Annotated in this window: 15 protein-coding genes and 1 pseudogene; 10 read left to right on the forward strand and 6 right to left on the reverse strand. The window is 72.3% G+C overall.

The genetic code is table 11. The features are described 5' to 3' along the window. Positions 1-28: 28 nt before the first annotated feature. Entirely contained in the window at positions 29-1930 is a 1902-nt protein-coding gene (locus IH26_RS0113065) for a serine/threonine-protein kinase (RefSeq protein ID WP_030436439.1), read from the forward strand. A gap of 262 nt (positions 1931-2192) precedes the next feature. Continuing rightward, positions 2193-2918 carry an SDR family NAD(P)-dependent oxidoreductase gene (locus IH26_RS0113070; protein ID WP_030436440.1) on the forward strand — a complete coding sequence of 242 codons (726 nt, stop codon included), beginning with the start codon at positions 2193-2195 and terminating at the stop codon, positions 2916-2918. Positions 2919-2940: 22 nt separating this feature from the next. Here IH26_RS0113070 and IH26_RS0113075 read toward each other — a convergent pair whose 3' ends face one another. Beyond that, positions 2941-3339: a hypothetical protein gene (locus IH26_RS0113075; protein ID WP_030436441.1), complete on the reverse strand. Its 399-nt coding sequence runs from the start codon at positions 3337-3339 to the stop codon at positions 2941-2943. Between the two features lie 133 nt (positions 3340-3472). On the opposite strand from IH26_RS0113075, the gene IH26_RS0113080 reads away from it, so the two are divergent. Then, positions 3473-5629 (forward strand): RecQ family ATP-dependent DNA helicase, encoded by a 2157-nt coding sequence (locus IH26_RS0113080; RefSeq protein WP_030436442.1) that lies wholly within the window; start codon positions 3473-3475, stop codon positions 5627-5629. Between the two features lie 216 nt (positions 5630-5845). Here IH26_RS0113080 and IH26_RS0113085 read toward each other — a convergent pair whose 3' ends face one another. Next, a complete protein-coding gene (locus IH26_RS0113085) occupies positions 5846-6502 on the reverse strand; it encodes a maleylpyruvate isomerase N-terminal domain-containing protein (RefSeq protein WP_030436443.1) in 657 nt (218 codons plus the stop codon). A 337-nt stretch (positions 6503-6839) separates the two neighbouring features. On the opposite strand from IH26_RS0113085, the gene IH26_RS0113090 reads away from it, so the two are divergent. The 3 genes from IH26_RS0113090 (at position 6840) to IH26_RS0113100 (ending at position 8622) form a co-directional block, all read left to right on the forward strand. Next, complete coding sequence (locus IH26_RS0113090) at positions 6840-7148, forward strand: metal-sensitive transcriptional regulator (RefSeq protein ID WP_030436444.1); 309 nt, start codon at positions 6840-6842, stop codon at positions 7146-7148. A gap of 27 nt (positions 7149-7175) precedes the next feature. Next, positions 7176-7388 carry a heavy-metal-associated domain-containing protein gene (locus tag IH26_RS0113095; protein WP_030436445.1) on the forward strand — a complete coding sequence of 71 codons (213 nt, stop codon included), beginning with the start codon at positions 7176-7178 and terminating at the stop codon, positions 7386-7388. 94 nt (positions 7389-7482) lie between these two features. Further along, positions 7483-8622 carry a hypothetical protein gene (locus tag IH26_RS0113100; RefSeq protein ID WP_245665157.1) on the forward strand — a complete coding sequence of 380 codons (1140 nt, stop codon included), beginning with the start codon at positions 7483-7485 and terminating at the stop codon, positions 8620-8622. On the opposite strand, the gene IH26_RS0113105 is transcribed toward IH26_RS0113100, so the two are convergent. Continuing rightward, entirely contained in the window at positions 8619-9782 is a 1164-nt protein-coding gene (locus tag IH26_RS0113105) for a class I SAM-dependent methyltransferase (protein ID WP_030436447.1), read from the reverse strand. The genes IH26_RS0113100 and IH26_RS0113105 overlap by 4 nt on opposite strands. A 137-nt stretch (positions 9783-9919) precedes the next feature. Between IH26_RS0113105 and IH26_RS0113110 the strand changes: the two genes are divergently transcribed. Next, the gene (locus tag IH26_RS0113110) at positions 9920-10576 is read left to right on the forward strand and encodes a biliverdin-producing heme oxygenase (protein WP_030436448.1); all 657 of its coding nucleotides are present in this window, start codon (positions 9920-9922) and stop codon (positions 10574-10576) included. A gap of 654 nt (positions 10577-11230) precedes the next feature. Here IH26_RS0113110 and IH26_RS0113115 read toward each other — a convergent pair. From IH26_RS0113115 to IH26_RS0113125, 3 genes and pseudogenes are all read right to left on the reverse strand, one after another. Continuing rightward, positions 11231-12760, reverse strand: a pseudogene (locus IH26_RS0113115) (DEAD/DEAH box helicase); the annotation flags it as partial. A 259-nt stretch (positions 12761-13019) separates the two neighbouring features. Continuing rightward, positions 13020-13244, reverse strand: coding sequence for a DUF3107 domain-containing protein (locus IH26_RS0113120; protein ID WP_030436450.1), 225 nt, complete (start codon positions 13242-13244; stop codon positions 13020-13022). 38 nt (positions 13245-13282) lie between these two features. After that, positions 13283-13942: a TetR/AcrR family transcriptional regulator gene (locus tag IH26_RS0113125; protein WP_030436451.1), complete on the reverse strand. Its 660-nt coding sequence runs from the start codon at positions 13940-13942 to the stop codon at positions 13283-13285. Between the two features lie 387 nt (positions 13943-14329). Between IH26_RS0113125 and IH26_RS53510 the strand changes: the two genes are divergently transcribed. From IH26_RS53510 to IH26_RS0113140, 3 genes are read left to right on the forward strand one after another with little or no spacing between them, the layout of a single operon-like run. After that, the gene (locus IH26_RS53510) at positions 14330-16270 is read left to right on the forward strand and encodes a Daple (protein ID WP_245665159.1); all 1941 of its coding nucleotides are present in this window, start codon (positions 14330-14332) and stop codon (positions 16268-16270) included. Further along, on the forward strand, positions 16267-17226 hold the full coding sequence (locus IH26_RS0113135; protein WP_030436453.1) for an alpha/beta fold hydrolase: 960 nt from the start codon (positions 16267-16269) through the stop codon (positions 17224-17226). The genes IH26_RS53510 and IH26_RS0113135 overlap by 4 nt, the downstream gene beginning before the upstream one ends. A 52-nt stretch (positions 17227-17278) precedes the next feature. After that, complete coding sequence (locus IH26_RS0113140; RefSeq protein WP_245665160.1) at positions 17279-18217, forward strand: DUF3152 domain-containing protein; 939 nt, start codon at positions 17279-17281, stop codon at positions 18215-18217. Positions 18218-18233: the final 16 nt, after the last annotated feature.

Here is an 18233-nt window from a genome sequence, read left to right on the forward strand (position 1 = left end):
GGGCCGCCCCTCGGGTCACAATCGGCACATGGGGCGAAACGGACAGGATGCTTCGTCTCGCATCGGGGGCCGGTACCGGCTCGTCGAAAAGCTGGGAACCGGCGGCATGTCGGTCGTCTGGCGGGGCTACGACGAGACGCTGGGCCGGCCGGTCGCGGTCAAGGTGCTGTCCCCGCGGCTGGCCGAGGACCAGAGCTTCCGGGACCGCCTGCGGCAGGAAGCGCTGGCCGCGGCCCGGCTCTGCCATCCGCACATCACCGGGATCTTCGACTTCGGCGAATCGCCGCTCAATGATCACCTGACGGTGCCGTACGTGGTGATGGAACTCAACGACGGCGAGTCGGTGGCGGCGCGGCTCGGCCGGCAGGGCCCGCTGCCCTGGCGGGAGGCGGTCACGGTCGCGGTGGAGGTGGCGTCGGCGCTGGCCACGGCCCACGGGCGCGGGGTGGTGCACCGGGACGTGACCCCGGCCAACGTGATGCTCACGGTGACCGGCGCCAAGGTCGTCGACTTCGGCATCTCGGCGATCGTGGGGGAGCGGGACGCGGCGCCGGACGGGAGTCTGCTCGGAACGCCGGCGTATCTGGCGCCGGAAAGGCTGGGCGGGGCGCAGGTAGCGGCGGCGACGGACGTGTACGCGCTGGGGCTGTTGCTGTATCGGCTGCTCACCGGGCGGTTGCCGTGGCCGGCGGAGACGACGGCGGAGGCGTTGCGGGCGCATTTGTACGCCGATCCAGATCCGTTGCCGGCGTTGCCATCGCTGCCCGAATCAGTGGGTGAACTGTGTCTGCGGTGTCTGGCCAAGGCGCCGGGAGATCGGCCGGATGCTGCTTCGGTGGCGCGTGCGCTGGCGGAGGTGGTCGGGATTGTGCCGGTTCTGCCGCCGCCGCGCTTGCGGTCGGAACAGGCACCGGTGGTAGCTCGGGCGTCGGTTCCCGTTCCGGGGCGGGTTCCGTCGGCCGCTCTGGGGCTGCTGACCACTTCTGCTGTCAACGCTGATTCCGTCGCTGGCGCGTGCCGCGGCGCAGGCGCCGATTCCGCTTCTGGCGATCACTCCCTCCCCGAGGCCGCGTCGGGCACCCACTTCATTCCCGGTGCTGATCTCGCCGGCGGTATTGATCCCGCCCCCGGTGTGAGCCCCGGCAGGTCTGGGCCGACCGGCTCGCGGGTCAGGCTCGCGTCGCTGCGGGTGCGGGCCGGCTTGCGGATGGCCGGCTGGCTGCGGCTCGGCCGGGTGCGCCCGCTCGGCGGCGGCCTCTTCACCGGCGGCGGGCTGGCCCGCGAGCTGTTGCTGGGCCGTCATCGCGTGCAGGCCGCCCTGGTGACCGCCGGCTTGCTGGCCGTCGCCGGCGTCGGCTGGGCGGCAAGCCGGGAGACCCGCGAGGTCGAACAGGCCCAAGCCGCGGGCGCCGCACCGGGCGCGGTCGAGCCACCGGAGACTATATGCGCGGTCCGCTACCAGCTCCGGCACGACTCCGGCCGTGACTACGAGGCCGTACTGACCGTGGCGACCTCCGAAGAGGTGGGACGAGCGTCCTGGCGCGTGGTGTTCGCCTATCCCGGCTCCCAGCGCTTGACCGACGCTCCGAAGACCATCACCCAGACCGGCCGCAAAGTCATAGTGAAGGGCCATGGCACCCGAAAAGCCTTCACCCTGCACGGCGCCTACCGGGGAGACAACCCGCTCCCCCTGGCCTTCACCCTAGATGGCCGCAGATGCCGAGCCGAGGTGCTAGGCAGCAGCGTCCCCGACTCGGACGGCGACTCGGCGACGCTCAGCGAAGCCGCCGGCGAGAAGCAAACCCCCGCCACCAAGCGCGACCGCCCGTCCCGCCAACGGAAGCGCTCTCACCACTCGAAGCCGGCTCCCGCGTCGTCAGCACCCTCCCCAAAGTCCCGCAAGGCCACCGGCTACCTCCTCGCCCTCTGATCCGCGCCTGTGCTCTGGTCCGCGCCTGTGCTCTGGTCCGCGCCTGTGCTCTGGTCCGCGCCTGTGCTCTGGTCCGCGCCTGTGCTCTGATCCGCGCCTGCGCTCTGATCCGCGCCTGCGCTCTGATCCGCGCCTGCGCTCTGATCCGCGCCTGCGCTCTGGCCCGCGCACGTGGCCGCTAGTGGCGTGCCCGGCCCGGGCCGTTTGGCAGCGGCCGTCCAACTGGGCTGCGCGCGTGCGGGAGCGTCGATATGGTCGGGGCATGTCGAGGCTTGCGGTGGTGAGCGGTGGCGGGACCGGGATCGGCCGGTCGACGGCGGGCATGCTGGCTGGGGAGGGCTATGACGTCATCATCGTCGGCCGTCGCGCGGACGTGCTGGCCGACGCGGTGAAGTGGATCGGTCCGCAGGCGTCCGCGGTGACCGCCGACGTCTCCGATCCGGCCCAGATCCCCGCTGTGGCCGCCGCGGTCGGCGACCGCCCGCTCGACGTGCTGGTCAACAACGCCGGCGCCTACGTGTCCGGCGCCGACTCCACACTCGACCAAGTCGCGTCGCACTGGCGAGCCAACTTCGACTCCAACGTCCTCAGTGCCGTCCTGATGACCACCTCCCTCCTTCCGTCGCTACGCCGGCCGGGCGGCCGGATCATCCTGACCAGCTCGATCGCCGCCCAGAAGGGTGGCGGTGGCCCCTACTCGGCGGCCAAGGCAGCCCTCCACGGTTACGCGCTGGACCTGGCGGTCGAGCTCGGCGAGTCCGGCATCACCGTGAACGTCATCTCCCCCGGCTACGTCACCGACAGCGAGTTCTTCGCCGGCCGGATGACCCCCGAGGGCCACCGAAGCCGCGTCGACGCCACGCTGGTCAAGCGTGCCGGCGAACCGCAGGACATCGCCGAGGCGGTCCGCTGGCTGGTCGGCCCGGGCGGCGGCTACGTCACCGGCCAGATCATCAACGTCAACGGCGGCTCGGTCCTCGGCCGCTGACGGTCATCGTTGGCTCCTCCGGTCATTTGTCTCCCATGGTGAATCGACCTTCGCCCTCGCGGTTGGCCCGGAAACGCAGCCCCGACCAGCGCTCGTCGATCGCGACCTGCCCGCACGGGCGCATGTCGAAGTCGGCGACGATCGGCCACAACGTGTCTCGGTTGATGTCGGCCTTGTTCCCCTTCGGGTAGGCCACCCAGAACGCCCCCGGTTTGGCCAGGTCGGCGCTGTGCTCCTCGAGCAGTTTGCGCGCGCTCGCCGCATCCTCCGCGAACAGCACCGCGGTGCTGGCGGTGGCCAGCGTCTCGACCTCGCGGACGCCGTCGGGCATCGGGGTGAGCAGCGGCAATCGCGCCGGATCGGAGAGCCACACGGTCGAGTGGGGCTTGATGAGGAGCTTTTCGGCAATCGTCTTGGACATGACCCGAGCCTGGCACCGACAAATAAAGTTGTCAAGGACGTTCCGGCGGCCTGTGGATAACCATGCCCTGTGGATAACTCCGAGTTTTGTCGGAGCGGGCTGATAGACATGCCGGGTGACCGAGACGACGCGGATCAGGGCCGATCAGGCCGAGCGAGCTGCCGTGCGCGAGCGTGCCGAGGGCGTGCTGCGCAAGCTGGCCGGCGACCAAGCACGCCTCCGTGCGGACCAGTGGCGCGCCATCGAGGCGCTCACCGTCGACCGGCGGCGGGTGCTCTGCGTGCAACGTACCGGGTGGGGCAAGTCGGCGGTCTACTTCGTCGCCACCGCCCTGCTGCGCGAGGGCGTCGCGGCCGGCCCGGCTCCGGCCGCCCTGTCGCCGGCCGGCCCGACCGTCATCGTGTCCCCGCTGCTCGCACTCATGCGTAACCAGGTCGAGGCGGCCGCCCGGGCCGGCATCACCGCGCGCACGATCAATTCGGCCAATCTCGACGAGTGGTCCGAGATCGAGTCCGAGATCCGGTCCGGCACGGTCGACGTGCTGCTGATCAGCCCCGAGCGGCTCAACAATCCCGACTTCCGCGACAATGTGCTGCCCGGCCTCGCCGCGAGCACCGGCCTGCTGGTCGTCGACGAGGCGCACTGCGTCTCCGACTGGGGCCACGACTTCCGCCCCGACTATCGCCGGCTCCGCACGTTCTTGGCCGGCCTCCCCGGGCGTACGCCGGTGTTGGCCACCACCGCAACCGCCAACGCCAGGGTGACCGCCGACGTCGCCGATCAGCTCGGCGACGCGCTGGTGCTGCGCGGTACGCTCGACCGAGACTCGCTGCGCCTGGCCGTGCTCGACCTGCCCGACCCCGCCCATCGCCTGGCCTGGCTCGCCGACCACCTCGATCAGCTCCCCGGCTCGGGCATCGTCTACACGCTCACCGTCGCCGGGGCCACCGAGACCGCCGATTTCCTGCGTTCCCGGGGCTTTCCGGTCGCCTCGTACACCGGACAGGTCGAGGATGCCGATCGTCGCGCCGCCGAGCAGGCCCTGCTGGACAACAAGATCAAGGCGCTGGTCGCGACCTCCGCCCTCGGCATGGGTTTCGACAAACCCGATCTCGGCTTCGTCGTGCACCTCGGCGCCCCACCCTCCCCGATCGCGTATTACCAGCAGGTCGGCCGCGCGGGTCGCGCCGTCGAGCACGCCGAGGTCGTCCTGCTCCCGGGCCGGGAGGATGCCGCGATCTGGCGCTATTTCGCGTCGCTCGCCTTCCCGCCGGAAGACCAGGTGCGGCTGGTGCTGGCCAATCTCGCCACCGACCGTCCGATGTCGACCCAGGCTCTCGAGCCTCTGGTCGACCTGCGCCGCACCCGCCTCGAGCTGATGCTCAAGGTCCTCGACGTGGATGGCGCGGTCCGGCGCACCCGCGGCGGCTGGCTGGCCACCGGCGAGCCATGGACCTACGACACCGCCCGCCTGCGCCGCGTCGCCGAGGCTCGTTCCGCAGAGCAAAAGACCATGATTGAGTACGCGGTGACCAGCTCCTGCCGCATGGAGTACCTACGGCGTTGCCTGGACGACCCCGAGGCCAAGCCGTGCGGCCGCTGCGACAACTGCGCCGGCCCCCTGTTCGATACCGACGCGTCGGCCGCCGCCCTCGCCGCCGCGGACGCGTTCCTGGGCCGCCCCGGCGTCGAGATCGCCCCCAAGAAGATGTGGCCAACCGGCTTGTCCGCCGTCGGCATCTCCCTCAAGGGCAAGATCGGCCCCGCCGAGCAGATCGAGCCCGGCCGAGCCGTCGGCCGCCTCTCCGACCTGGGCTGGGGCAGTCGCCTGCGCACACTGGTCGCCCCCGACTCCCCGGACGCCCCGATCCCCGACGAACTGGCCGCCGCGGTGATCGAGATCCTGAAGACCTGGGCCCACGGCGAGGACGCCTGGCGACAACGCCCCGCCGCGGTCGTCGAGATCGGCTCCCACCGTCATCCACAGCTGATCCACGCCCTCGCCGAGCACATAGCCCGCGTCGGTCGCCTGCCTCTCTTGGGCGCGGTCACCTCGGCCGCAGCCCCCGAGTCCGCCTCCCGCGGAAACAGCGCCCAGCGGGTCCGCACACTCCACGACACCTTCACCGTCGATCCCGAAGTGGCCACCGCACTACCCACCCTGAACGCCCCGGTCCTGCTGGTAGACGACCTGGTCGACTCCGGCTGGACGATGTCCCTGGCCGGCCGAGCCCTACGCCGAGCCGGCGCCGAGGGGGTGCTGCCCTTGGCCTTGGCAGTCTCCGCCTGAAACGCGGCGCACGGCGCCCGGCCGCACGCGGCGCACGATGCCCGGCCGCACGCGGCGCACGATGCCCGGCCGCACGCGGCGCACGGCGCCCGGCCGCACGCGGCACACGACGCCCGGCCGCACGCGGCACACGACGCCCGGCCGCACGCGGCACACGACGCCCGGCCGCACGCGGGCCCTCGTTCGGGCGGGATCGGGTCCTGAGCGGAAGGGCCGTCAGCCCAGGGCGAGAGGGCGACTCTGCAGGCGAGTCAGCAGCTCCGGATCGGGGTCGGTGGCTCGGCCGGTTGCGGCGCGCAGGAAGTGTTCCGGGTCGGGGGCGGTTCGGGACGGGCCCAGCAGCAGTTCCTGGAGGACGTCGGCAGCGGTCGGGGTCAGCCAGGATGGCAGGGCCAGGGCGTCGGCCAGGTCGAAGCCATGTACCGCCACCTCGAGGACTCGGGTCTTCAGGAACTCGGTCAGCAGCATCGCGTCGCCGTGGCGGGTGCGGACCACTCGGTCGGGTGGCTCGGGCGTGCACCTGTCGACGATCACGCTGCATAGGTCGTCGAGTTCGGCGAGGATCGTCGGGCCGCGGAGGTCGGATGCGTGGGCTTGGGCGGTGGTGATGCGATCGGCGTTCGTGGTCGGGGAGAAGCGTTCGTCGGGGCGGTAGTACTCGACCGCCGACACCTCGGCGACCGGTGGCGCGGGCTCCGCGAGCGCCTGCGGGACACGGGCCACGGCCACTCGGACGTGGGCGAGCAGGGCGCGGGCGTCCCAGGGGCGGCAACGGGTCGGGTTGGCCCACGCCGCCTCGGGGACGGAGTCGAGCGCGTGCGTCAGCGCGGCCGTCTCGGTGACCAAGGCGTCGAGCGGGGTAGCGGCTGTCATGGTCGCCAACGTAGTCGGCGCAGTGCGGTCGGGCGGTGCCGTTGCTTGGTGCGGCGCCGAGTCGGTGGGGCTGCTGGTCGGGGTGTCGCTGGGGCTGGTGGGGTTGGTGTCGGGGTGTCGCTGGGGCTGGTGGGGCTGGTGTCGGGGTGTCGCTGGGGCTGGTGGGGCCGGTGGTCGGCGCGGCGGGGTTGTTCGGGACGGGTCGGCGTCGGGCTGTTGTTGTCGCGCGGGTGGGTGGCTCATGGTGACAAAACGGTAGGTAGTGGACAGGATGGTGGCAGCGGGCATGTGGGGAGGGGTGCCGAGGGAGATACGGGGAGGGGGTATGATGGCAGGCATGTCCGAAGAGACGACTTCGCAGCAGCATGGTCCGCATGGGTACTCCGGGGACAAGGCTGCCCTGCTCGGGCGGCTGCGCCGGATCGAGGGGCAGATCCGGGGGCTGCAGCGGATGGTCGACGAGGACACGTACTGCATCGATGTTCTGACTCAGATCTCGGCGGCCAAGAGTGCGCTGCAGGCGGTGGCGCTCGGTCTGCTCGACGATCACCTTGCCCACTGCGTTGTCGACGCGGCGCGGGCGGGGGATCCGACTGCCAAGGTCAAAGAGGCTTCCGATGCGATCGCCCGGCTCGTCAAGTCCTGACGGCCACCGTTCCCGAAAGGCGTTTTCATGGCTGTGACCAGCACCTACACCGTGACCGGAATGACCTGTTCGCACTGCGTCCAGGCGGTGACCGGGGAGCTCTCCTCGTTGCCGGGCGTTGCGGAGGTTCGGGTCGACCTCCCCTCGGGCGCGGTGACGGTGACGAGCGAGGCGCCCCTCGCCGAGGACGATGTGCGTGCGGCGGTCGACGAGGCCGGCTACGAGCTCGCGCATGCCTGACGCCTCTCCGCCCGGCGGTCGTTCCGCCGCTCCCGACCAGCCCACGACCGACCTCAATCGCCTCTGGGCACGACCCGTCCCCTCCGAGAGCCCAGTGACCAGCGCCGCGACCCAGCGACCGAACGGCACGGCGACCGACAGCGCGACGAGTCGCCCGGCCAGCGGGAGCGCGACGAGTCGCCCGGCCAGCGGGAGCGCGACGAACAGCACGGCCAGCGGGAGCGCGCCGAACGGCACGGCGAGCGAGCCAAAGGCCGAAGCGGCGCCCAACGAGGACGAGCCGGAAACCGGGCCGCAAATTGAGGAGACCGGGGACCGCGCCGGGTTCCGGCTCGCCGCCTTCGGGGCGCTCCTGGTCGTGGTGCTCTTCGCGGGCTACGGCCTCGGTCGCCTCAACGCCGGCGGCACCAGCTCGGCTCCCACCCAACCGGCGCCGGCCGCAACCGGTGAGATGCCGGGCATGGCCATGGACGAGAGCCAGCCGCACACCCACGACGCCATCGGCACCACGACCCAGACAAACGGCACGGGCGCCGCCCTGGGCGGCCTCTCCCTGAGCTCCAGCGGCCTCACCCTGGTTCCGGCCCGTACCACCCTCCTGGCCGGCCGACCGCAGCGGCTCAGCTTCCGGATCACCGGCCCGGGTGGTGCGCCGATCACCTCGTACGCCGTGGTCCACGACAAGCTGCTGCACCTCGTCGTGATCCGCCGGGATCTGAGCGGCTACCAGCACCTGCACCCCTCGATGACCGCCGACGGCACCTGGGGCATCGATCTCACCCTCGCCGAGCCGGGGATCTACCGGATGATCGCCGACTTCACCGCGCTGGTCGGCGGCAAACCGGTCGCGACCACCCTGGGCAGTGACCTGACCGTCGCCGGCGACTACGCGCCCGCCCCGCTGTCCGCCCCGGAAAGGGCCGTCGCCGTGGACGGGCTCTCGGTCGGCTACGAGGGCGCGCCGAGCACCCGGTCGACCCAGCCGATCATGATGAGCGTGGCCGGGCCCGATCACCGCCCGGCGGTCCTCGAGCCCTATCTCGGCGCGTACGGTCATCTCGTCGTTCTTCGCCAGGGTGATCTTGCCTACGTGCATGTTCATCCGGAGGCCGCGCTGGTCGACGGCAAGGTCAAGTTCTGGCTGGCGGCGCCGAGCAACGGCACCTACCGGATGTTCTTCGACTTCCAGGTCGCCGGTCAGGTGCACACCGCCGCCTGGACGGTGATCGTCTAGAGCAGCTTTTCCAGGGCGGGCGTCACGGACCACTGAGTGGTCAACAAGTCGTACTCCGCCTGGAGCGAGGGCTGGAGCGAAGGCTGAAGTGAAGCCCGGAGCGAACCCTGCGGCGAAGAAAGCTGAGCCCGCAGCAGCAGATTGCGCGGCGTGTGCGCCGAATCGATGAACTCGACCACGTCCACCCGATATCCGTGCAGCCGCAGCAGCGACGCCCGCAGCGTGTCGGTCAGCACGTCGGCGAACCGCTCCCGCATGATCGCGTGCCGGGTGAGCTCGCCGAACGGCGCCGGCGCCGCGGTGCCCTTGAGCTGGGCGGCGATGTCGTGGTGGCAGCACGGCGCGGCCAGCACCCACCGCGCCGACCACCGCACCGCGCGGGCCAGCGCCTCGTCGGTCGCCGTGTCGCATGCGTGCAGCGCCAGCACGAGATCCGGCGTGAACGGCACCTGCGCCTCGGAGATGGTCCCGGCCACGAAGGTCACCTCCGCCGAGCAGCCCAACGCCTCCGCCACGGCCGTGTTGCGTACCCGCTGATCTTCCCGAACGTCAACCCCGACAACCTGCACCTGTACGCCGCGGGCCGCCAGATAGCGGTACGCGGCGAAGGTCAGGTAAGCGTTTCCGCAGCCCAGGTCCACCACGCGCAGCGTCGGCGGCAGATCGGCCGGCAGCGTCGCGGCGAGCGCCCGCAGGAACGCGTCGACCTGCCGCCGCTTGGCCGCCGTGCCGCCGACCACCTGGAACAGCGGGTCACCCGGGTCGAGCAGCCACTGCTTGGCCCGGTCGTGCCCGGCGTCCGGCGTCGACTCCGGTGCCGCGCCGCGGTGCACCTGGGCGTCACCCTTCTTGGTGATTCGCACCTGCACCGTGGCCGTCGCCGTCTCCACATGCCAGTTCCCGAACGGCTCGGCCAGCAGCGCCTCGACCGCCGACTCCGCCTCGGGGCCGGGCGCGACGTTGCGGGTGAACGGCCGCGCGCCGTCGTCGGTGACGATCTGCAGATGCGGCCCGCTCTTCAACGCCACCGGCCGTAACTCTGCCCTGGTCACCGACGGTGTCTGCCCCCGGCGGCGGCCGGCGGCGACGGCCCGGGTGAGCCCGGGTGTGAGAAGCAGGGTGCGGACCTCGGCGAGCACGTTCGCGAGCGGTTCTGGCATCTCCCCATTCTGCCCGCGTCGCGGCGACCGGCCGGCGCACGGAACCCACCGGTGGCCCAACACACGTTCCCCAACTACTGGGCCGAGAAGTGGATCTATAGATACAGTGTCGGCGCGAGAAGCGAGGTGCGCCGCCGATGTCCTTCATGGCCGACCCGCCGGGGGCCGACCGGCTGTCCGCGCGGCTGCGCCGCGAGACCCGCGGCGCGCTCGAAATCGCCCAGGCGCACGGTTTTCTCGACGCCCTCGTCACCGGCCGGCTGTCCTGGGTCGCCTATGCCGATCTGGTCGCCCAGCAATGGTTTCTCTACGAGGCGTTGGAACTGGCCGCGCACACCATGGCCGACGACCCGGTCGCCCGGCAATTCGTCTTTCCGGAGCTGATCCGGCTGCCGTCGATCGAGGCGGATCTGCGTTTCCTGCACGGCCCGCGCTGGCCGGACCGGATAGCCGCGCTGCCCGCCACGACGACGTATTGCACGCGCCTGCGCTACGCCGCCAACTCGCACCCGGTCGGCTTCGTCGCCCACCACTACACGCGTTACCTGGGCGATCTCTCCGGCGGCCAATACCTGGGCCAGGCGATCGCCCGCGTCTATGGCCTGAACGGCGCCGGGAACCGTTTCTACATCTTCCCCGGGATCGATCTCGAGGCGTTCAAGACCTATTACCGCCGGCTCCTGGACGCCCTTCCGTGGTCGCCCGAGGAGCAGAGTGAGTTGGTCACCGAGGTGCTGGACGCCCACCGCCTGAACATCGCGATCCTCGACGAACTGGCCCGGCGCTGGATCTGAGCGCACACCAGGTAACCCCGGGCCGCTAACTCTCCGTCGTTTGCTTCCGCGCCCTTGACCGTACGCGTGAGTCAGGTCCCCGGTGCAGCGCCCCGGCCTGCTGCAACGCAAGGCCGTCGGCGGCCGCCGGGCTGTCCTGCATGGTGCGGGCCCGGCCAAGGCCGGGCCCGAAAATCAGGCGGTGGTCCCGACCCCGGCCTCGGAGCCGCCGGACATGTCGGAACCGTCGGCGGAGTCCGCGACCGAGCCGCTGCCCGACCCGCGACTGCCCCGGGCCCCACGACGGCGGCGACGCGGACGATCGGGGTCGTCCTCCGACTCCGGCCCGTCGGCGCCGGCCGCGACCTCCGCGGCCGCGACCTTGGACGCCGCCGCCTTGGATGCCCTGGCCTTGGATGCCCTGGCCTCGGACGCCACGGCCTTGGACGTCGTCTCGGCGATCGCGGTCTCGGCGACGGGCGTGTCACCGGCCGAGGCGCCTTCCGAGAACGTCAGAGCGGTGGCCGGAACCCGGCGGCGCGTGCGAGCGCGCTTCGGCGCGGCCTCACCTTCCCCGGCGACCGGCTCGGCCGCCCCGACCGACCCGGACTCCTCCACCGGGGCCGCCGCCGGCGTACCGGACGAAGGCGTGCCAGACGAGGGCGTGCCAGACGAGGGCGTGCCAGACGAGGGCGTGCCAGACGAGGGCGTGCCAGACGAGGGCGTGCCAGACGAAGCCGTACCCGGAAGATCGGAATCCACCCGGCGGCGGCGACGCTGGCGCTTGGGCCGCTCCGACTCCTCGGCCGGAGCCGCCTCCTCGGCGCCGGACCCACCGCCGCGCGGGCGGCGCGCCCGGCCGCGAGTCGGCTCCCGGCGCCGGCGCCCGCCGCCCAGGTCCTCCTCGACCTCCGCGGCCAGGCCGGCCCGGTTGCGCTCGGCGGTCGGCAGCGTGCCCGACACGTCGGACGGGATGTCCAGGTCGGAGTAGAGCGCCGCGCTCGTGTGGTACGTCTCCGGCGGCTGCGGCATGCCCAGGCCCATCGACTTGTCGATGAGCACCCAGCGCGGCATGTCCTCCCAGTCGACGAAGGTCACCGCGACGCCCGTGGCGCCGGCCCGGCCGGTACGACCGATGCGGTGCGTGTACGTGTCCGGGTCCTCGGGGCAGTCATAGTTGATCACGTGGGTGACGCCCGAGACGTCCAGCCCGCGGGCGGCGACGTCGGTGGCGACCAGCACGTCGATCTTGCCGCTGCGGAACGCCCGGAGGGCCCGCTCGCGGGCGCCCTGACCCAGGTCGCCGTGCACGGCGGCGACCGCGAAGCCGCGGAAGTCGAGATCCTCCGCGACCCGGTCGGCGGCCCGCTTCGTACGGCAGAAGATCATGGTCAGGCCGCGGTCGCGCGCCTGCAGGATGCGCGCCACCATCTCCAGCTTGTTCAGCGGGTGGGTGCGGTAGACGACCTGCTTGGTCAGCGGCGACGGGCCGCTGTCGGCGGTGTGCCCGGCGTGGATCGTCACCGGGTGGCTCAGGAACCGGCGGGACAGGGCCACGATCGGGTCGGGCATCGTCGCCGAGAACAGCATGGTCTGCCGCTGCTCGGGGAGCATCGCGAGGATCTTCTCGACGTCGTCGAGGAAGCCCAGGTCGAGCATCCGGTCGGCCTCGTCGAGCACGAGCGCCTTGATCGAGGAGAGCTTGAGGGTCTTCTGCTTGGCCAGGTCGAGCAGCCGGCCGGGGGTGCCGACCAGGATCTCCACGCCCTTCTTGAGCGCGTCGACCTGCGGCTCGTACGCCACCCCGCCGTAGATCGGCAGCACCCGGACGCCGCGCGTGCTGCCCGCGGCCGCCAGGTCGCGGGCCACCTGCAGGCCCAGCTCACGGGTGGGGACGACGACCAGCGCCTGCGGCTTGCCGTCGGCGCCCTCGGCGGGGGAGATGACCCGATCGAGCAGCGGCAGGCCGAAGCCGAGGGTCTTGCCGGTGCCGGTCGGGGCCTGGCCGATGAGGTCAGTGCCGCGCAGCGCGATGGGCAGCGCGTACTCCTGGATCGCGAAGGCCCGGGTGATGCCGGCCTTCGCCAGCGCCTCCACCGTCTCGGCGCGGACACCCAGCTCGGCAAAGGTCGGGCTGTCCGGACGGACGGGGGCGCGATTGACGACGGGGACCAGTGCGGGTTCGGAGTTTTCGATGTCTGTCATGAAGTTTTACGGGTGCCTCTCGTGGTGCGCCCGTTCAGTCGTAGGGCGCGCTATGGGTAGGCGCGGGCCACACGCTAGTGAGCGGGCCGCACGCGCGCGGGTCGCCCGCGGCGAAACGGATTCGCGGGGTGAAAAACAGCGAATCGAATCGACGTCGACGGGCGACAGGTCCCAGTCTACCCGACCAAGAGATCGTGCACCTCAGAGCAGAGTTACGGGAGGGCACCATCGATGCGAGAGCGCCCTCCCGAAACGAACCTCAGCGAGTGGTGAAGCCGAACGGCCGGTTGGACGACTCGGCGATCTCCACGTAGGCCACCTTGCTGATCGGGATGATCACCTTGCGGCCCTTCTCGTCCTGGAGCGACAGCACGCTGTCCTTGGCCATCGCCTCGGTCACTGCCTGCTCGACCTCCGCCGGGGTCTGAGCGCTCTCCAGCACCAGCTCGCGCGGCGTGTGCTGCACGCCGATCTTGACCTCCACGGGGCCCTCCCTCTGTACGGGTCTTACCGCTGTGAAGGTTATCCGATTTCGGCCGTCGAACCGCTGGTTGCGCCGCCCTGCAGGGGGAAGCTGGCGATCCCGCGCCAGATCAGCGCAGCTACGAGCGATTCGGCTTCAGCTTTGGGCGTACGCCGGCCGTTCGCCAGCCAGAACTGGGCGGACTGCCCGGCCGCCCCGACCAGGCCGGAGGCGAGCAGTTCGGCGGCGTCGGCGGAGGCCGCCGTGTCCGAGATGATCGTGTCGGTCACCGCCGCGATGCAGCCCTGCTCGACCCGCTCCACCCGCTGCCGCACCTGCGGGTCGTTGCGCAGGTCGGACTCGAAGACCAGGCGGAAGGCCTCGCTCTCGTGGTCGACGAAGTCGAAGTAGGCCCGGACCGCGCCCTTGACCCGCTCCTTGTTGTCGTGCGTGGCCAGCATCGCCTCACGCACCTTCGCGATGATCGCGTCGCAGTGCGTGTCCAGCAGCGCCAGGTATAGCTCGAGCTTGCCGGGGAAGTGTTGATACAGCACCGGCTTGGAGACGCCGGCCCGCTCGGCGATGTCGTCCATCGCAGCGGCGTGGTAGCCGTGCGCCACGAAGATCTGCTGAGCGGCGGCCAGCAACTGCTTGCGGCGCGCGGAGCGGGGCAGGCGGGTGGGCCGGGCGGTCTGTGCCCCGCCGGACGCAGCGGTCATGTCTCTCTACCCTCCAGCGGGTGTTCGGTCCCCGCGGTTCGGTGGTCGGCGCGGTTTGCCCGGATCGGCGCACGTTGCTGCCGCCCGGTCAATTGTCGCGACGCTGCAACTTATCGCCACCGCACCCACACGGTAGCCTCAGCACGGGCGAGCGAGGAGCACGCGGTGGATGAATCAGGGCATTCCGGAGACACTGGAGCCGCGGAGGGCGGCGACAGTGCCGATTCGCGGGAGCGCACTCGGGTGAACGGCTGGGCGATGCAGGATAGTCCCTGGTCCAACCCCGGCACCGCGCTCGACACGGAAAATGACGTACCGGCTTGGCGTCGGCCGACGCCCTTTCCGCGAAATCAGACATTTCCCCCCATTGGGCGACCGTACGGTTCGGTGCAACCCACGCCCGCCCAGCCGCAGCCCGTCCAGCCCGCCTCGGCCCCGCCGGTCCCCGCGCCCGCCCCGCCCGGCTTCGTCGACGCGCAGCAGTCCGGCGAAATTCCCCCGTCCGTGGAGCCGGCCGCCCAGGCCGCGTCCCGCTGGGCCGACGCCCGCCCGCGCTACTCCGACCTGCTGGCCCACCTGAGCCCGCCCGGCGCCGAGCAGGCCCGCCCGCCGGCCCCGCGCACCGAGCCCGCCCCCTATTCGCAGACTGCCCCGCAGCCCGCCCCGCAGCCGGTCCCGCCGCACCCGCGAGATCTCGGCGAGACGACCGGGTCGATCGCCCGCCCCGGCCGGCCGACCAGCCTGCGGTCGATCGAGCCGATCAGCCCGTACGAGTCGCCCGCCCCGGTCAGCGCGTACGACCCGCCCACGCCCAACAGCGCCCCGCCCTTTCCGTACGAGGGCGACCTGGAAGACACCCAGCCGCCCCCGCCCCAGCAGCGCACCGCGGTCCCGCTGGTCCGCCCGGCCGCGCCGGCCGCCCTCCGCTCCGACTGGGCCCCGCCCGATCCGCCGCCCACGCCCCCCGCGGCGGATGAGCAACCGCCCGCCCCGCCGCCGTATGATCCGAGCTTCCCGCGCCGGGTCTCCTACGAGCCCGGCCCGGCCGCCGAGCCGCCCGGCCACCAGTCCCGAGCGGCCTACGCGGCCTACGGCAGCCAGCCCCCGGCCGCCGGCGGGCCGAACGGACCGGTCGACCCCGGCCCGCGGATAAGTCCCCCGGCCGACCCCGGCCGACGAGCGAGCGGTTTGGCCGACCCCAGCCCACGGGTACTGCCGCAGCGCGTGCCGGCCCAACCGGACGTGCCTCGAGTTCCGGAGCCCCCGTTGACGGAGCCGACGGCGGAGACGCCGGCGCTGGCCCGGATCGCGACCCACCTGCGCCGCGGCGACGTTCAGCCGCGCGAGCGGCAGGAGGGGTTCGACGTGCAGGCGATCCTGGCGGCGGTGCGCGGCGTCGACGGTGTGCGCGACGCGTCGCTGCGCTCGACCCCGTCCGGTGCGCACAGCCTGCGGCTGGATCTCGCCGAGGGCGCCGACCCGGCCGAGGTGAGCCGCCGCGTGGCCCGCCTGTTGCAGGAGCGGATGGGGCTGGACGCCGCGATGAAGGGCGACGCCCTGATGCCGCCGATGGCCATGCCGGTGGCTCCGCCGCCGCCTCCGCCCCCGGCCCCCGTCTCGCCCTCCGCGCCGGTGTCGAGCCGGCCGCGCAGCGCGCCACCGGCTCCCGCGCCGGCCCCGATGCAAGCCCCGGCGCCCATCGCCCAGATGTCCGCGCCGCCCGCGCCCCCGGTCGAAAAACCGCTCGAAAGGCCGGTCGAAAGGTCGGCCGAAAGACGGTTCGAAAGGCCGGTCGAGCAGCCGGTGGAGCCGCCGATCGAGCGGCCGGCCGAGACCCTTCGCCCCGAGCCCGAGGAGGCCGAGGTCGTCCCCGCCGACGACCATCGGCCGACCCGCCCGCTCTTCCCCGGCGAGCAGCCCGGCCCCCGCATCGTCATCGAGAACGTGCACGTCAACACGTACGGCACCGATGCAACGGTCGAGGTGCGTCTCGGCGTCGGCGGCCGGTCCAGCTCCGGCACGGCCAGCGGCCCGTCCGTCGACGGCTACCTGCTGCGGCTGTGCGCGACGGCCACCACCGCCGCGGTCGACGAGCTGCTCGCCGGCTCCGATCACCCGGACGGCCCGGCCCGCTGCTTCGTCGAGCACGCGGCCGCCGTCCCGTTCGGCAATTCTCAGGTGGCGGTCGTCGTGTTGTTGCTGTCCTGCAACGGCTGGGTGGAGCAGCTCGCCGGCTCGGCGGTGGTGACGGGTGACGATCGGCATGCCATGGTCCGGGCCACATTGGCCGCGGTGAACCGGCGGCTTGAGGCACTCTTGTCCCGATGAAGGGCGCCATTCTGGCCGACGACGGCGTATTGCTGCCGGACGGCGACGCACCACCCCCGTGGCCCGCGCGCCGGGTCGTGATCGGCGGGGCAATGCTGCATGTCCGCGATACGCCGGCCACCCGGCCCGGGGCCGAGCCGGCGGTGTATGTGCACGGTCTGGGCGGCTCCTCGCAGAACTTCACCGACATGGCCGGCCTGCTCGCCGACCGGTTCGACGCGCAGGCGGTCGACCTGCCGGGCTTCGGCTACAGCGACCCGAGCCCGCGCTACTCGATCCCGGCCTTCGCGGCGACCCTGATCGGCTATCTCGAGCACGCCGGGCGCGGCCCGGTGCACCTGGTGGGCAATTCGCTGGGCGGCTCGATCGTCGTCCGCGTGGCCGCTCTTCGTCCCGACCTGGTCCGTACGCTCACCCTGATCTCCCCGGCGATGCCGTTCCTCGATCCGCGCCGGACGGCGCACGGCCCCTACCTGCCGCTGCTGGCGCTGCCCCGGGCCGATCGGATCTTCGCGTGGGGGATGACCCGCATCACGGTCGACGAGATGGCCGAGCAGGTCCTCGAGGCGTGCTTCGGCGACACCCGCAAGGCGAGCGCCCAGCGCCGGGCCGAGGCGATCGAGGAGATCAAGCTCCGCTACACGGTGTCCCACTACCCGAACGCCTACCTGCGTACGCTGCGCGGCCTGGTCTCCAGCTTCCTGCGCGCCTACCTGCCCGGGCGCAACTCGCTGTGGCGGCTGGCCACCGAGATCACCGCGCCGACCCTGGTCATCGGCGGCCTCACCGACAAGCTCATCGATCCCCGGGTGCCCGCACAGGCGGCCCGGGTGATTCCGGACAGCCGCCTGCTGATGCTGCCGGGAGTCGGGCACGTGGCGCAGATGGAGGTGCCGCGCCTGGTGGCCCGGGCGATCGTCGGCATGCTCGAGGAGAGCCCGGGCCTCGCCGCCTAGCTGGCGAAACACCGGAAACCGCGCCGCGGCGCGTGGCAATGTCGGCTTTGTCATGACAGGGACGGATCGCAGGCGTCCGGCCGCCGGGACCGCCGCGCCCGGCAGCCCGGCGATGACGCGTACGCCCGTCTGGGATCCCACCCGAAACCCGCCGGCGATGCGCCGGACCCCGCTCACCCGCCCCGCGCCCCCGCCGGCGCCGGTCCCGTTCCGCGACTTCGAGGAGGAGCCGCGGCCCGCGCGGCGGCGCCGACGGGTCCTGACCGTGCTCACCTACGTGCTACTCGCGGTCGCCGTGATCTTCCTCGGGCGCTACCTGCGGACCGGCGAGCGCGACCCGATCGTGGTGCCGACGCCGGCGGCGGCCGCGCCCCCGGCGGCGGCCCGGCGTGCCGCGACGCCCGCGGCGACCGTCGTTCGCGCGGCCGGGACCAGCGGCGTCTTCGACTACGTCGGCGGGTACGGCCCGGTGCTCGGCTTCGCCGGTCCGATCCACCGGTTCCACCTCGGGGTCGAGAAGCCGGACCCGGCCGGGGCGGCCACCGCCTTCGCCGACGCGGTCGACCGGACGCTCGGCGACCACCGCAGCTGGATCGCCGCCCGCCGGTTCCGGTTCCAGCGGGTCCCGGCGGCCGCGCGCGCCGAGTTCACCGTCTACCTGGCCTCGGCGCGCACCTCCGAGCGGATGTGCCGGCTCGGCGGGCTGGAGACCGGGGCCTACACGTCCTGCCGCCTGCCCGGCAAGGTGATCATCAACGACGACCGCTGGGAGGGCGCGGTGCGCGGCTACGGCGCGCCGCTGGCCACCTACCGCGCCTACGCGATCAACCACGAGGTGGGCCACCAGCTCGGCCACGGGCACGAGCAGTGCCCGGGCAAGGGCCGGCTCGCGCCCGTGATGATGCAGCAGACGCTCGGCCTGAAGGGCTGCGTGGCCAACTCCTGGCCCTATCCGGACGGCAAACGCTATTCCGGCCCGGCCGTCCGGTGACCGCGAGAAAATTCCC

Source organism: Actinoplanes subtropicus (assembly GCF_000721705.1).
Taxonomy (GTDB): Bacteria; Actinomycetota; Actinomycetes; order Mycobacteriales; family Micromonosporaceae; genus Actinoplanes; species Actinoplanes subtropicus.